General features: G+C 73.2%; 15 protein-coding genes. 10 read left to right on the forward strand and 5 right to left on the reverse strand.

Annotated features, from left to right (window positions below):
* Positions 1-110 precede the first annotated feature (110 nt).
* The 3 genes from OIM89_RS08255 to OIM89_RS08265 form a co-directional block, all read right to left on the reverse strand.
* Positions 111-1,154, reverse strand: coding sequence for a family 2 encapsulin nanocompartment cargo protein polyprenyl transferase (locus OIM89_RS08255; protein WP_030695557.1), 1,044 nt, complete (start codon positions 1,152-1,154; stop codon positions 111-113).
* Between the two features lie 402 nt (positions 1,155-1,556).
* Positions 1,557-1,967 (reverse strand): hypothetical protein, encoded by a 411-nt coding sequence (locus tag OIM89_RS08260; protein ID WP_217467292.1) that lies wholly within the window; start codon positions 1,965-1,967, stop codon positions 1,557-1,559.
* Positions 1,968-1,977: 10 nt separating this feature from the next.
* Complete coding sequence (locus OIM89_RS08265) at positions 1,978-3,384, reverse strand: family 2B encapsulin nanocompartment shell protein (RefSeq protein WP_030695555.1); 1,407 nt, start codon at positions 3,382-3,384, stop codon at positions 1,978-1,980.
* 186 nt (positions 3,385-3,570) lie between these two features.
* Here OIM89_RS08265 and OIM89_RS08270 point away from each other — a divergent pair, with 186 nt between their 5' ends.
* The 5 genes from OIM89_RS08270 to OIM89_RS08290 all read left to right on the forward strand — a co-directional run bounded on the left by OIM89_RS08270 (position 3,571) and on the right by OIM89_RS08290 (position 7,581).
* Positions 3,571-4,032, forward strand: coding sequence for an RrF2 family transcriptional regulator (locus tag OIM89_RS08270; RefSeq protein ID WP_264491117.1), 462 nt, complete (start codon positions 3,571-3,573; stop codon positions 4,030-4,032).
* A 127-nt stretch (positions 4,033-4,159) separates the two neighbouring features.
* Entirely contained in the window at positions 4,160-5,383 is a 1,224-nt protein-coding gene (locus tag OIM89_RS08275; RefSeq protein ID WP_247860201.1) for a globin domain-containing protein, read from the forward strand.
* A gap of 184 nt (positions 5,384-5,567) precedes the next feature.
* Entirely contained in the window at positions 5,568-5,798 is a 231-nt protein-coding gene (locus OIM89_RS08280) for a hypothetical protein (protein ID WP_003950786.1), read from the forward strand.
* 189 nt (positions 5,799-5,987) lie between these two features.
* Positions 5,988-6,569 (forward strand): N-acetylmuramoyl-L-alanine amidase, encoded by a 582-nt coding sequence (locus tag OIM89_RS08285; protein ID WP_047467308.1) that lies wholly within the window; start codon positions 5,988-5,990, stop codon positions 6,567-6,569.
* A 31-nt stretch (positions 6,570-6,600) separates the two neighbouring features.
* A complete protein-coding gene (locus OIM89_RS08290) occupies positions 6,601-7,581 on the forward strand; it encodes a 1-aminocyclopropane-1-carboxylate deaminase/D-cysteine desulfhydrase (RefSeq protein WP_047467310.1) in 981 nt (326 codons plus the stop codon).
* Between the two features lie 4 nt (positions 7,582-7,585).
* On the opposite strand, the gene OIM89_RS08295 is transcribed toward OIM89_RS08290, so the two are convergent.
* Positions 7,586-9,181, reverse strand: a complete 1,596-nt coding sequence (locus tag OIM89_RS08295) for a Na+/H+ antiporter (protein WP_030695550.1) — start codon at positions 9,179-9,181, stop codon at positions 7,586-7,588.
* 78 nt (positions 9,182-9,259) lie between these two features.
* Between OIM89_RS08295 and OIM89_RS08300 the strand changes: the two genes are divergently transcribed.
* From OIM89_RS08300 to OIM89_RS08310, 3 genes are all read left to right on the forward strand, one after another.
* Positions 9,260-9,520: a UBP-type zinc finger domain-containing protein gene (locus OIM89_RS08300; protein WP_030695549.1), complete on the forward strand. Its 261-nt coding sequence runs from the start codon at positions 9,260-9,262 to the stop codon at positions 9,518-9,520.
* Between the two features lie 218 nt (positions 9,521-9,738).
* Positions 9,739-10,152 (forward strand): hypothetical protein, encoded by a 414-nt coding sequence (locus OIM89_RS08305; protein WP_003950781.1) that lies wholly within the window; start codon positions 9,739-9,741, stop codon positions 10,150-10,152.
* Positions 10,153-10,166: 14 nt separating this feature from the next.
* A complete protein-coding gene (locus tag OIM89_RS08310) occupies positions 10,167-11,246 on the forward strand; it encodes an RNA polymerase sigma factor SigF (protein ID WP_372587999.1) in 1,080 nt (359 codons plus the stop codon).
* 9 nt (positions 11,247-11,255) lie between these two features.
* Here OIM89_RS08310 and OIM89_RS08315 read toward each other — a convergent pair whose 3' ends face one another.
* Positions 11,256-11,681 (reverse strand): hypothetical protein, encoded by a 426-nt coding sequence (locus OIM89_RS08315; RefSeq protein ID WP_030695547.1) that lies wholly within the window; start codon positions 11,679-11,681, stop codon positions 11,256-11,258.
* Positions 11,682-11,781: 100 nt separating this feature from the next.
* Here OIM89_RS08315 and OIM89_RS08320 point away from each other — a divergent pair, with 100 nt between their 5' ends.
* Positions 11,782-12,750 carry a diacylglycerol/lipid kinase family protein gene (locus tag OIM89_RS08320; protein WP_030695546.1) on the forward strand — a complete coding sequence of 323 codons (969 nt, stop codon included), beginning with the start codon at positions 11,782-11,784 and terminating at the stop codon, positions 12,748-12,750.
* Positions 12,751-13,068: 318 nt separating this feature from the next.
* On the forward strand, positions 13,069-13,326 hold the full coding sequence (locus tag OIM89_RS08325) for a WhiB family transcriptional regulator (RefSeq protein ID WP_003950777.1): 258 nt from the start codon (positions 13,069-13,071) through the stop codon (positions 13,324-13,326).
* Positions 13,327-13,370: the final 44 nt, after the last annotated feature.

Consider the following 13,370-nt stretch of genomic DNA (forward strand, 5'->3'; position numbering starts at 1 on the left):
GCCGGGGGGCCTATATCAACTCCCGTACGGCGCGGGCCCGTTGCAGGGTAGGGCATCGAGGGAACCGGCGGGTGCGGATCAGGCCCCGCCCGGAGCCGATCAGGCCGGGGTCAGTAGGAGCGGCGCGTGACGAACTCCGCCAGGGAGAGCAGACCGCCGGCCCGCGCCGGATCGGGGACGGCCAGGGAGAGCTGCTGCACGGCACGGCCCATCCGGTCGGCCGCCTCGGCCTGCGCCCAGTCCCGCCCGCCGGCCGCCTCCACCAGCGCGATGGTGCGGGCCAGTTCGTCCGGCTCGGGCGGTCCGGCGTACCGTTCCGCCAGCTCGGCCCCGGCCGCCGTGCCGGAGGTGAGGGCGGCGACCACCGGCAGCGACTTCTTCCGCGCCGTGAGGTCCGCGCCCGCGGGCTTGCCGGTGCGTGAGGGGTCGCCCCAGATGCCGATGATGTCGTCGATGAGCTGGAAGGCGAGCCCGGCCTCGCGCCCGAAGGCGTCGAGGGCGTTGACCTGGTCCGGCTCGGCGTCGGCGTGGAGCGCGCCGAGGGCGCAGGCGCAGCCGAGCAGGGCGCCGGTCTTGGACTCCGCCATGGTGAGGCACTCGTCGAGGGAGACCTCGGTGGGGGCGCGGTCCTCCAGGGCGCAGTCGGTGTGCTGTCCGGCGCAGAGTTCGATGACGCAGCGGGCGAGGCGGGCGACGGCGGCCCCGGCCCGCGGGTGCGGGTCCTCGGCCAGCCACTGCTGGGCGAGGGACTGGAGGGCGTCCCCGGCGAGGATCGCGTCGGCGTCGCCGAAGACGGTCCAGGCGGTGGGCCGGTGGCGCCGGGTGCGGTCGCGGTCGATGACGTCGTCGTGGAGCAGGGTGAAGTTGTGGGTCAGTTCGACGGCGGCGGCGCTGCGCAGGGCGCGCTCGGGCCGGCCGCCCAGGGCGTGTACGGCGGCGAGGACCAGCGCCGGTCGCACCGCCTTCCCGCCGTTGGCCCCGCCGACGCGTCCTGCGGCGTCCTCCCAGCCGAAGTGGTAGCGGGCGACACGGCGTATCGGCGCCGGCAGCGTGTCGACCGCGCGGCGCAGTTCGGGCCCGACCACCGCCCGCGCCTCGTCCAGGATCTCCGCGGCCTCGTGGCTGTCGGTTCTGCTCTGCGTGGTGTGCGTCATCGGTGTTCCCTTCTCCCCTTTTCCCCGGTCCCGCCGTCCCGCTGTCCTGCCGTCCCGCTGCCCGTCCCCTCCCCGGCCACCGCACGGCGACCGCCTCTCACCCCTTCCCACCCGGCTCCCCGCACCGCGAACCCGGCACCCGCCTGTCCGGCGTCACGGAGGCGGCCCACTCGGGCGCCGCTCCGTTCCTGCCCATGAACGCGTCCGGGTACGACGACTTCCCCACCAGAACTCCCGTCAGACGCCCGGCGACCCGCCCTTCGTTCCGCTTTCACCTTGCGCTCTCGCACACCGGCGCGCCCGGCCTTACGGTGTTCCCCCGGCGACCTTCTCGACTCCCCCACTTCGCCCGCACGCGCCGGGCCGGCCCCGCGCCGTACCCGGCTACCGGGCCGCCGCCCGTCAGCGGCGCCCCAGCCGCCGGGGCGCCGGTGACGGGCGGTGCGGGCAGCGGGCGACGCGGGGCACGTGCGGCATGGCGCAGTAGGGCGACGGGGCGTGCTTCCGCGGGGCCGGGGGCGGGTCGGGGTGCCGGCCCTCTTCAGGGGCGGGCCCCCGGAGCGCGGCCAGGTCGCCGGGCCAGGCGTCACCGTCCTGGGCCCCGCCCCCGCCCGGCCGGGTGCCGGGCAGGAGACGGGCGAGGGTGGTGCAGAGCAGGCGCAGCGGCGCGGTGAACGCCCACCGGCCGGCCCGCAGCACGGTGGCCCTGAGCCCGCCGCCCGCCTGGCCGGAGGCGGCGGGCTCCGCCGTGGCCCCCGGCCCGCCGCCCTGGGCGGACGGCCGGCCGGACGGGCCGTGGTGGGTGCGGTTCATCGGCGACCGCTCAGTGCCAGCGGCCGATTTCGACGTTCTCCAGGACTCCGAGGGCGTCCGGGACGAGGACCGCCGCCGAGTAGTAGGTCGTCACCAGGTAGGAGATGATCGCCTGCTCGCTGATGCCCATGAAGCGGACCGAGAGGCTGGGCTCGATCTCGTCCGGGATGCCGCTCTGCCGCAGACCGATGACGCCCTGGTCCTCCTCGCCCGTACGCATGCAGATGATGGAGCTGGTGCGGGCCTCGGTGACCGGGATCTTGTTGCTCGGGAAGATCGGGACGCCGCGCCAGGCCGGGACGCGATTGCCGGCGACCTCCACCGACTCCGGGTAGATCCCGCGCCTGGTGCACTCCCGGCCGAAGGCGGCGATGGCGCGCGGGTGGGCGAGGAAGAGCTTCGATCCCCGGCGGCGGCTGAGGAGTTCGTCCATGTCGTCCGGGCTGGGCACACCGGCGTGCGGCTGGAGCCGCTGCTCGTACTCGCAGTTGTTGAGCAGGCCGAACTCGCGGTTGTTGATGAGTTCGTGCTCCTGGCGCTCCTTGAGTGCCTCGACGGTCAGGCGGAGCTGGTGCTCCGTCTGGTTCATCGGCTGGTTGTAGAGGTCGGCGACGCGGCTGTGGATGCGCAGGACGGTCTGGGCGACGCTCAGCTCGTACTCGCGGGGCGAGGCCTCGTAGTCCACGTAGGTGCCGGGGAGGACGGCCTCGCCGACGTGGCCGGCGGAGAGGTCGATGGGGGCCTCGCCGTACTTGTTGGTCCGCTGCTGCGGCAGGGAGCGGATCTGCCGCAGGTGGGCGGCGAGCGGCTCGGCGCGCTCGGCGACCTGTGCCACCTGGTCGGCGGGGAGGACCAGGACGGTGCAGTGGGTGGCGGCACGCGCCGTGTACTCCCAGATGGCCTCCGGGTCGGTGAGGGCCTGCTCGCCGAAGTAGGCGCCGTCGGCGAGGACGCCGAGGACGGAGTCGTCTCCGTAGGGGCCGGTGCCGATCTTCTCGACGCGGCCGTGAGCCAGGAGGAAGACGGCGTCGGTGCGGCTGCCGAAGGAGGCGAGCGTCTCCCCGGCCTCGAACTCGCGCTGCTCGCAGCGCGAGGCCAGTTCGCCGAGGACGTCCTGCTCCTGGAACTCCCGCAGCGCGGGCAGCTCGCCCAGCTCGGCGGGGATGACCTCGACGCGGTCCCCGGTCTTCACAAAGGTCACCCGGCCGTCGCCGACCGAGTAGCTGAGCCTGCGGTTGACCCGGTACGTACCGCCCTGCACGTCCACCCAGGGCAGCGTGCGCAGCAGCCAGCGCGAGCTGATCTCCTGCATCTGCGGCACGGACTTGGTGGTGGTGGCCAGATTCCGCGCGGCGGATGTGGCCAGACTCTGCTGGGGTGTGGCCTGCTCCGCGCGGATCTCTTCGCCTACCGACATGAAATTGCCCTCCCGATCAAACACTGAACTCGGCGCCCAGACTTCCATCACCCACTGGAGTCACGCCATTACACAAACGAGTGGGAATGATCGACTCCCCGGCGGGGCAGCTTGCTGTTTCTTTCGAACAACCCCCTACGAGAGCCTTAAGTTGCATCGCATGTGCAAGTTTTCTAGGCTGCGACCATGCGGCTCACGCGCTTCACCGACCTGGCACTTCGCGTCCTCATGCGGCTCGCCGTCGAGGACCCACGGGCCACCGGCGACCTCCCCACCACCCGGGAGGTCGCCGCCGGGATGCGCGTCCCGTACACCCACACCGCCAAGGCGGTCGCCCGGCTCCAGCACCTCGGCCTCGTCGAGGCCCGCCGGGGACGCGGCGGCGGGCTCACCCTCACCGCGGCCGGCCGCTCCGCCTCCGTCGGCGCCCTGGTGCGCGAACTGGAGGGCACCGGCGACGTCGTGGAGTGCGAGGGCGCCGCGCCGTGCCCGCTGCGCTCCGCCTGCCGCCTGCGCGGCGCCCTCCGTCAGGCCCAGGAAGCCTTCTTCGCCGCCCTCGACCCGCTGACCGTCGGCGGCCTCGCGGCCTCCCCGGCCGGCCCCGTCCTGCTCGACATCGCCCGCAGCCGGGCCCCCGACGAGCTCTGACACCTCCCCTCCCACCGGCCATCCACACCTCCGCGCGCCGCAAAATTGGAATCTCAGAAGCCAATTAAACGACGCCTCCTCCTCACCTCGACAACCCCTCAAGCTCTCAAGCCCTCAAGGAGTCCCCATGCTCACCGAGCGATCGGCCGCCACCGTCCGCGCCACCCTGCCCGCCGTCGGCGCGGCGATCGGCGAGATCACCGGGCAGTTCTACGACCGGCTCTTCGCCGACCGCCCGGAGCTGCTGCGCGACCTCTTCAACCGCGGCAACCAGGCCGCCGGGACCCAGCGGCAGGCGCTCGCCGGGTCGATAGCCGCCTTCGCCGGCCACCTGCTCGACCACCCGGACAGCCGCCCCGACGCGATGCTCGCCCGGATCGCCCACAAGCACGCCTCGCTCGGCGTCACCCGCGACCAGTACGCCCTGGTCCACCAGCACCTCTTCGCCGCCATCGCGGACGTGCTCGGCGAGGCGGTCACCCCGCAGGTCGCCGAGGCGTGGGACGAGGTGTACTGGCTGATGGCCAACGCCCTGGCCACGACGGAGGAACGGCTCACGGCCGAGCAGGACGTCCTGGCGGCCGGGACCTGGCGCCCCTGGGAGGTCGTCGCCCGCCACGACGACACCCCGGAGGTCGCCGTCCTGCGGCTGCGCCCCGCCGACGGCCGCCCCGCCGCCCCCTTCCGGGCAGGCCAGTACGTCTCCGTACGGGTCGAACTGCCCGACGGCGCCCGGCAGATCCGCCAGTACTCGCTGACCGGCGCCTGCACGGGTGACGAGCGGACCATCGCCGTCAAGCGCGTCCCGGGCGGTCCTGGGCCCGAGGGTGAGGTCTCCGGACACCTGCACGCCCACACCCGCGCCGGTGACCTGCTGGACCTCTCGGCGCCCTACGGCGACCTCGTCCTCGACCCCACCCCCGGCGCCGACGGCCGCCCGGCCCCGGTCCTGCTCGCCTCCGCCGGGATCGGCTGCACCCCGGTCGTCGCCATGCTCGGCGAACTGGCCGAGCGGGCCCACGAGGGCCGCGTCACCGTCGTGCACGGCGACCGCACCCCCGCCATGCACCCGCTGCGCACCCTCCACACCGAACTCACCGGCCGGCTCGCCGACGCCGAGGCCCACTTCTGGTACGAGGAGCCCACCGCCGGCCCCGGCGCGCTCACCGGCCGCGTCGACCTCAAGGCGGTCCCGGTGGCCCCCGGCACCCGCGCCTACCTCTGCGGACCGCTGCCGTTCATGCGCGCCGTCCGCGAACAGCTCCTGGAGCAGGGGGTACGCCCGGCCGACATCCACTACGAGGTGTTCGGGCCCGACCTGTGGCTCGCCTCGGCCGACGCGGCCGCCTGATCCGCCGTCACCGTCCTGGCACCGTCCTGGGACACGTCGGGCGAACCACCGGGAACCACCCGTGTGCGCGGCCCGTTGAGCCCGACGGAAGCCGCGCCCGGTCCACGGGGTCCGGGCGGCGGCCCCGCGCCTCGCGGACACCGGGGCCCCGAGCGGGGCACCCAGGACAGAAGGAGCACGGACCATGGCTGGATTCCTCGACCGCGCCAAGGAGCAGGCCCAGCGCGGCCTCGCCCAGGGCAAGCAGAAGATCGACGAGGTGCAGGTGCAGCGGGCCGGCGCCGACCTGCTGAAGAAGCTGGGCTCCGCGTACTACGCCGAGCAGCGCCGGGGCGGCGACCCCCGCGCCACCCAGGACGCCCTGCGCGCCCTGGAGCAGCACATCGCCACCCACGGGGAGCAGGGGCTGCGCTGACGGTCCGGCGGGGTGGGCCCGCGCATGCTCGCGGGCCCACCGGCTGGCCGGATCACGTCGTACACGCGTCCTGTGGGCCATGCGCGGTCTTGACGGACGTGGATCGCGGGTACAAAGCGATCCACACGAGGTGCCCGCGCACCGGGCGGGCACCGCTTCGCACCCGAAGGAGGCGGCATGGCCCCACCCATGTCAGCGGACAGATTCCTCAAGGCCCTCAAGGACGAAGGGGTCACCGTCGTCGAGGTGGGCAGCTGGCGCAGCCACAACCGCAACAGCAAGGGCGCCTGGGGGCCCGTGAACGGCGTGATGATCCACCACACGGTCACCTCGGGCAGCGCCCGCACGGTCGACATCTGCCGTAAGGGCTATTCCGGGCTGCCCGGCCCGCTCTGCCACGGCGTCATCACCAAGGACGGCCGGGTCCACCTGGTCGGCTACGGCAGGGCCAACCACGCGGGGCTCGGCGACGACGACGTCCTGGCGGCGGTCATCGCCGAGCGCGCCGGCTATCCCCCGGTCAACGAGGCGAACACCGACGGCAACGCCCGCTTCTACGGCTTCGAGTGCGAGAACCTGGGCGACGGCGAGGACCCCTGGACCAGCGCCCAGCTCGACGCGATCGAGAGGGTCTCGGCCGCCGTCTGCCGCGTCCACGGCTGGAACCAGCAGTCCGTCATCGGCCACCTGGAGTGGCAGCCCGGCAAGATAGACCCCCGCGGCTTCACCATGAAGTCGATGCGCGAGCGCATCAAGGGCCGCCTGAAGTGAGGCGCGCGGCGGCCGGGCCGACAATGGAGGGGTGAGCCCCCACCCCGACCCCGTACCGCCCGGCCCGGAGCCGTCCGTACCCCGTGCCCGGGACGGCCGGGCGCACCGCGAGCCGGTGCGCCCGCTGCTCCCCTCACCGGTGCAGGAGCTGCGCGAGCCGGCCTTCGAGCGGTACGGGGTACGGCTGCTGCTGAAGCGGGACGACCTCATCCACCCGGACATCCCGGGGAACAAGTGGCGCAAGCTCGCGCCGGTTCTCCAGGGGGCCGACGGACGGACGGTGGTGACCTTCGGCGGGGCCTGGTCCAACCACCTGCGGGCGACGGCGGCGGCCGGGCGGCTCCTCGGCTTCCCGACCGTCGGCGTCGTCCGGGGCGAGGAGCTGGCCGGCCGCCCTCTCAATCCCTCCCTCGCACGGTGCCGCGCCGACGGCATGCGGCTGGTCTTCGTCAGCCGCTCCCGGTACCGGCTCAGGGGCGACCCGGCCGTCCGGGACGCGCTGGTGGCCGAGGCCGCCGGGCCCGGGCGGCCGGTGCGCGTCGTGCCCGAGGGCGGTTCGGACGCCGCGGCGGTCCGGGCCTGCGCGGTGCTCGGCGAGGAGCTGGCCGCGCTGCGGGAGAGCGTGCCGACGGTCGCCGTCGCCTGCGGCACCGGGGGCACCCTGGCCGGTCTCGCGGCGGGGCTCGCCCCCGAGCAGGAGGCGGTGGGCGTCGCCGTGCTGAAGGGCGGCTTCCTCGGCGCGCAGGTGGCGGCGCACCAGCGGGCGGCGTTCGGCGGCGATCGCGGCCGGTGGACCGTCGAGGACGGCTTCCACCACGGCGGTTACGCGCGGACCAGCCCGGCGCTGGAGGAGTTCGCCGCCGCCTTCGAGCAGCGGCACGGCCTCGGCGTGGAGCGCGTCTACGTCGCCAAACTCCTGCACGGCCTGGCCGCGCTGGCGGCGGACGGCCGCTTTCGCCGGGGCACGGCGCTGGCGGCGGTGGTCACCGGCCGCCCGTTCCCCGAGGCGTAGGGGGTCACCCTTCCTCCCGGTAGGCCGCCGCCTCCTCCAGGTCGAGGCGGCGCAGCAGGTCGCGGAGCATCTCGTCGTCGATGTGGCGCCGGTCGCGCAGGGCGACGAAGACCTCCCGTTCGGAGGCGATCATGGAGCGGGCCAGCCGCCGGTAGGTGTCGTCGACGCTCTCGCCGGTCTGCGGGTTGACGGTGCCCAGCCGTTCCCAGACCGCGTTCCGGCGGCGCTCCAGCACGGACCGGAGCCGGTCGGCGAGCGGCTCGGGCAGGGCGTTGCGCGGGTCGGCGAGGAGCGTGTCGAGGCGGCGCTCGGCGGCCTCGGAGGCGGCGTTCTGCGCCTGGGCCTCCAGCAGCGTCTCCGCGCGGACGTCGCGGCCGGGCAGGCGGAGCAGCCGGATGAGGGCGGGCAGGGTGAGGCCCTGCACGACGAGGGTGCCGATGACGGTGGTGAAGGTCAGGAAGAGGATCAGGTTCCGGTACGGGAAGGGGCCGCCCTCGTGGACCGTGTGCGGGATCGAGAAGGCGACGGCGAGCGAGACGACGCCGCGCATCCCGGCCCAGGCGACGGCGAAGGGGCCCTTCCAGGTGGGGTCGGGTTCGCGGGCGCGGATGCGGCGGGAGGCCAGCCGGGGCAGGTAGACGGCCGGGTAGGTCCAGACGAACCGGGTGGCGACCACCACCAGGAAGACCGCGAGGGCGTACCAGAGGACCTCCCCCACGTGGTAGTCGCCGAGGCCGCCGACGACCAGCGGCAGCTGGAGGCCGATCAGCGCGAAGACGGCCGACTCCAGGACGAAGGCGACCATCTTCCAGACGGCGTCCTCCTGGAGCCGGGTGGCGAAGTCGACCTGCCAGGAGTGGTGGCCGAGGTAGAGGGCGACGACCACCACGGCCAGCACCCCGGAGGCGCCGGCGTACTCGGCCAGCGCGTAGGCGGCGAACGGGATGAGCAGCGAGAGGGTGTTCTTGAACAGGGGTTCGTGCAGGTGGGTGCGGAGCCGGTGGAGCGGCACCATGAGGACCAGGCCGACGGCGACGCCGCCGAGCGAGGCCACGAGGAACTCGGTCCCGGCGTGCAGCAGTCCGGCGCTCTCGCCGACCGCCGCGGCGACGGCGACCCGGTAGGCGGTGATGGCGGTGGCGTCGTTCACCAGGGACTCGCCCTGGAGGATCGTGGTGATGCGCGAGGGCAGTCCGACCCGCCGGGCGACGGCGGTGGCGGCGACCGCGTCCGGCGGCGCGACGACGGCGCCGAGGACCAGGGCGGCGGTGAGCGGCAGGTCGGGCACGATCAGGTGGACGGCCCAGCCGACGACGAGCGTCGCGAAGAGCGTGTACCCGACCGAGAGCAGCGCGACGGAGCGCACCTGGGCCCGCAGATCCAGGTAGGAGCTGTCCATGGCGGCCGTGTGCAGCAGCGGCGGCAGCACCATCGGCAGCACGATCTCCGGGTCGAGCGTGTACGCGGGCACGCCCGGGATGTACGACACGAGCAGGCCGGCGGTGACCAGGACCAGCGGCGCGGGGACGGCCGTGCGCCGGGCCGCTCCCGCGACGGCGGTGCTGCCCGCGACCAGGAGCAGCAGCGGCAGTACGTCCATGGCGGGTGGTCCCGTCCTTCCCGGCGCCGGGCGGCAGAATATGACAGGCATCACAGAAGCCGCGTTAACCTGCCCATCATGAACAAATGCGCCCATGTCGCCGAGCTGCCGCACCCCGAGCCCGCCCCGTCGGCGGACACCTGCCTGGAGTGCCTGGCGGTCGGGAGCAACCCGGTCCAGTTGCGGAAGTGCCTGCACTGCGGCCATGTGGCGTGCTGCGACTCCTCCCCGTACCGGCACGCGACGGCCCACTTCCGCGAGAGCGGCCACCCGGTGATGCGCAGCGCGGAGCCGGGCGAGTCGTGGCGCTGGTGCTACGCGGACGGTTCGATCGTCTGAGCGCTGGGTACGTCAACCCGGCGCCCGGACTTTCCAATTGAGCTCCGCAGACCCCTAGCCACCCTGCGTATAAGTATGCTTACTATGAGTGAGGCACAGGGGCGGGGGTCCTGGGACACGGACCTCAGCGGCGCGGTAGCGTCACGGCTGGAACGTGGCGCGTCCCGGGGACTCCTCCCCGGAGCCCCGAAAGTGCTTGTACCACCTTGGAGGTGAGGGTGTCCCCTATCGCAGGCGAGCCCGGGACCCAGGACTTCGTGGAAGTCCGGCTGCCGGCAGCGGGTGCCTACCTGTCGGTGCTGCGGACGGCCACGGCCGGCCTCGCGGCGCGTTTGGACTTCACCCTCGACGAGATCGAGGACCTGCGCATCGCCGTGGACGAGGCGTGCGCGATTCTGCTCCAGCAGGCCGTGCCGGGCTCAGTCCTCGGCTGCGTCTTCCGGCTGATCGACGACTCACTGGAGGTGACGGTGTCGGCACCCACCACCGACGGCAAGGCCCCCGAGCGGGACACGTTCGCCTGGACGGTGCTCTCCGCACTCGCGGGCAAGGTCGACTCCTCGGTCGCCGAGGACAACACCGTCTCGATCAGCCTGCACAAGCAACGCGGCGCGGGCCCCGGTCCGGCGTGAGGGACGGGGAACCGGTGCCTGAGGAGACGCACAGCACCTGGAGTCCCCCCGCGACCGGCGGCGGGGACCGACCGGCCGCCGGTCCTGCCGCCGCCCGGGGGAACCTCCCGGGGCAGCAGCAGGCCCGGCAGCACCCCGAGGGCGTGGAGCGGCCACCGCCCCGCGCCCCGGGCGGGAAGGACGGACGGGCTGCGCACGGCCCCTGGGATGTCGCGGAGCAGGCGGGACCAATGACCGAGGACAAGCACCAGGACGAGAAGCCGGGCGGGCAGGACGACCAGCCGGAGCACCAGAAGGACCAGGCGCCGCCGGCAGGCGCCCCCGTGGACCGCCCGGACCCGCACGACCGCAGCGGCGCCCGCGCCCTCTTCATCGAGCTGCGCACCCTGCCGGCCGGCGGCCCCGAGTACGCGGAGCTGCGCAACCGGCTGGTCCGCATGCACCTGCCGCTGGTCGAGCACCTGGCCCGCCGCTTCCGCAACCGCGGCGAGCCGCTGGACGACCTGACCCAGGTGGCGACGATCGGCCTGATCAAGTCGGTCGACCGCTTCGACCCGGAGCGCGGCGTGGAGTTCTCCACCTACGCCACGCCCACGGTGGTCGGCGAGATCAAGCGGCACTTCCGCGACAAGGGGTGGGCGGTGCGGGTGCCGCGCCGCCTCCAGGAGCTGCGGCTCTCGCTCACCTCGGCCACCGCCGAGCTCTCCCAGCGGCACGGGCGCTCGCCGACCGTGCACGAGCTGGCCGAGAAGCTGGGCATCTCCGAGGAGGAGGTGCTGGAGGGCCTGGAGTCGGCCAACGCCTACTCGACGCTCTCCCTGGACGTCCCCGACACCGACGACGAGTCCCCGGCCGTCGCCGACACGCTCGGCTCGGAGGACGAGGCGCTGGAGGGCGTGGAGTACCGGGAGTCGCTCAAGCCGCTGCTGGAGGATCTCCCGCCGCGCGAGAAGCGCATCCTGCTGCTCCGCTTCTTCGGCAACATGACCCAGTCGCAGATCGCCCAGGAGGTCGGCATCTCGCAGATGCACGTCTCCCGGCTGCTGGCCAGGACGCTCGCGCAGCTGCGCGAGAAGCTCCTGGTGGAGGAGTAGGCGGCCCGGTCAGCGCTCGGCGCCGGGCGGCCGGATGCCGAGGTCGATGGTGGTCGCCGGGTTGACCAGCATCACCAGCGCGCTGATCGCGACCACGGCGAGCACGACGCCGCCGGGGATGAGGACGCTGTCGGCCTGGAGGAACTGCCAGGCCACCGGCAGCGCCAGGATCTGGGTGATGATCGCGGGCCCGCGGCTCCAGCTGCGGCGGGCCAGCAGACCGCGGGCGGCGGCCAGCGGAATGACGCCGAGCGCCACCAGGGTGAGGCCGCCGGTCAGGGCCGACCGCAGCTCCCCGTCGCCGAGCAGGGCGCGGACGGCGAGGACGAGGCCGACGACGACCAGCGCCAGACCCTCCGCCGCCGCGAGGGCGGCGACCACGGTGAGCCGGGTGGGCCTCGGGCCCGGGTCGGTGGGGGTCTGCTCAGTACTCACCCCAGCAGGGTAGCCCCGTCCCGCCGGCCGACGTCTCCCCGGGGCCCGTGGAGACGTACCGGGGTGAGCCGGGCGCCCGTGGCTGGGTACGCTGCAACGCATGCGCGCACTCCTCGTGGTCAATCCGGCAGCCACCACCACAAGTGCCCGTACACGGGACGTACTGATCCACGCGCTGGCCAGCGAGGTCAAGCTGGAGGCGGTGACGACCGAGTACCGCGGCCACGCCCGGGACATCGGGCGGCTCGCGGCGGCCAGCGCCGATGTCGACATGGTGGTCGCCCTCGGCGGCGACGGCACCGTCAACGAGGTGGTCAACGGCCTCCTGCACGACGGCCCCGACCCCGACCGGCTGCCCGGCCTCGCCGTCGTCCCCGGCGGTTCGACCAACGTCTTCGCCCGGGCGCTCGGCCTGCCCAACGACCCGGTGGAGGCGACCGGCGCCCTGCTGGACGCCCTGCGCACCGGCAGCCAGCGCACGGTCAGCCTGGGCCTGGCGAGCGGTACCCCCGGCTCGGAGGACGAGGCGGTTCCGGGCCGCTGGTTCACCTTCACCGCCGGCCTCGGCTTCGACGCCGGGGTGATCGGGCGGGTCGAACAGCACCGCGAACGCGGCCGCCGCTCCACCCACCCGCTCTACGTCCGCCAGGTGCTGCGCCAGTTCGTCGGCGAGCCGCACCGCCGGCACGGCCTGATCACCCTGGAGCAGCCGGGCCAGGAACCCGTCGACGACCTGGTCCTCTCGGTGGTCTGCAACACCGCGCCCTGGACCTACCTGGGCAACCGCCCGATATACGCCTCGCCCCGCGCCTCCTTCGAGACGGGTTTGGACATCTTCGGTCTGAGCAGGCTCTCCACCATGGCGGTGGCCCGCTACGGCACGCAGTTGCTGGCATCGAGCCCCGAGCGCGGACCTCGCGGTCGTCACGCCCTGTCACGGCATGACCTGACCGAGTTCACCTTGCATTCGAAGGCTCCGCTGCCCTTCCAGATGGACGGCGACCACCTAGGACTGCGTACCAGCGTGACGTTCGCAGGCGTTCGCCGTGCACTGCGTGTGATTGTGTGAGCGGAAAGGGCAAAAGTCCTTTCACTCGAACGTTTAGACCAGGGTCCACCCCATGGAAGTACGGCTGTGACCTAGCCGACACCGAGGAATCCAAAAAAAGTTTCCGGAAGGGGTTGTATCCGCTGCCGAGGTTTGGGAATCTCTACATGGCGCTCGGGACGGCCCGCAACACCGGCCTCCACTGAGAGCCAGAACCCCTCCTCAAAGTCTGGACCACACCAGTCCATCTGGTCGTCGGCCCTTCACTTGTTGAGGGATTCGTGAAAGCGTTCACATTCACAAGCAACTTGCATGTAACACCACGGAGAGGTAGCAGCCATGGACTGGCGTCACAACGCCGTTTGCCGCGAGGAAGACCCCGAGCTCTTCTTCCCCATCGGCAACACCGGTCCTGCGCTGCTGCAGATCGAGGAAGCCAAGGCCGTCTGCCGTCGCTGCCCCGTTGCTGAGCAGTGCCTGCAGTGGGCGCTCGAGTCCGGTCAGGACTCCGGCGTCTGGGGTGGCCTCAGCGAGGACGAGCGCCGCGCAATGAAGCGCCGCGCCGCCCGCAACCGGGCGCGCAACGCGAGCGCCTGACACCCAGAGCCTGGCCGGCGGCGCGCACGACGTGTGCGCACACC

The organism is Streptomyces sp. BI87, from assembly GCF_025957665.1.
Lineage (GTDB): Bacteria > Actinomycetota > Actinomycetes > Streptomycetales > Streptomycetaceae > Streptomyces > Streptomyces albidoflavus.

What these genes read in the sequence shown, in the direction of transcription:
- OIM89_RS08255 (WP_030695557.1), bottom strand. Translation starts at nt 1,154, where the DNA reads ATGACGCACACCACGCAGAGCAGAACCGACAGCCACGAGGCCGCGGAG.
- OIM89_RS08260 (WP_217467292.1), bottom strand. Translation starts at nt 1,967, where the DNA reads ATGAACCGCACCCACCACGGCCCGTCCGGCCGGCCGTCCGCCCAGGGC.
- OIM89_RS08265 (WP_030695555.1), bottom strand. Translation starts at nt 3,384, where the DNA reads ATGTCGGTAGGCGAAGAGATCCGCGCGGAGCAGGCCACACCCCAGCAG.
- OIM89_RS08270 (WP_264491117.1), top strand. Translation starts at nt 3,571, where the DNA reads ATGCGGCTCACGCGCTTCACCGACCTGGCACTTCGCGTCCTCATGCGG.
- OIM89_RS08275 (WP_247860201.1), top strand. Translation starts at nt 4,160, where the DNA reads ATGCTCACCGAGCGATCGGCCGCCACCGTCCGCGCCACCCTGCCCGCC.
- OIM89_RS08280 (WP_003950786.1), top strand. Translation starts at nt 5,568, where the DNA reads ATGGCTGGATTCCTCGACCGCGCCAAGGAGCAGGCCCAGCGCGGCCTC.
- OIM89_RS08285 (WP_047467308.1), top strand. Translation starts at nt 5,988, where the DNA reads ATGTCAGCGGACAGATTCCTCAAGGCCCTCAAGGACGAAGGGGTCACC.
- OIM89_RS08295 (WP_030695550.1), bottom strand. Translation starts at nt 9,181, where the DNA reads ATGGACGTACTGCCGCTGCTGCTCCTGGTCGCGGGCAGCACCGCCGTC.
- OIM89_RS08300 (WP_030695549.1), top strand. Translation starts at nt 9,260, where the DNA reads ATGAACAAATGCGCCCATGTCGCCGAGCTGCCGCACCCCGAGCCCGCC.
- OIM89_RS08320 (WP_030695546.1), top strand. Translation starts at nt 11,782, where the DNA reads ATGCGCGCACTCCTCGTGGTCAATCCGGCAGCCACCACCACAAGTGCC.
- OIM89_RS08325 (WP_003950777.1), top strand. Translation starts at nt 13,069, where the DNA reads ATGGACTGGCGTCACAACGCCGTTTGCCGCGAGGAAGACCCCGAGCTC.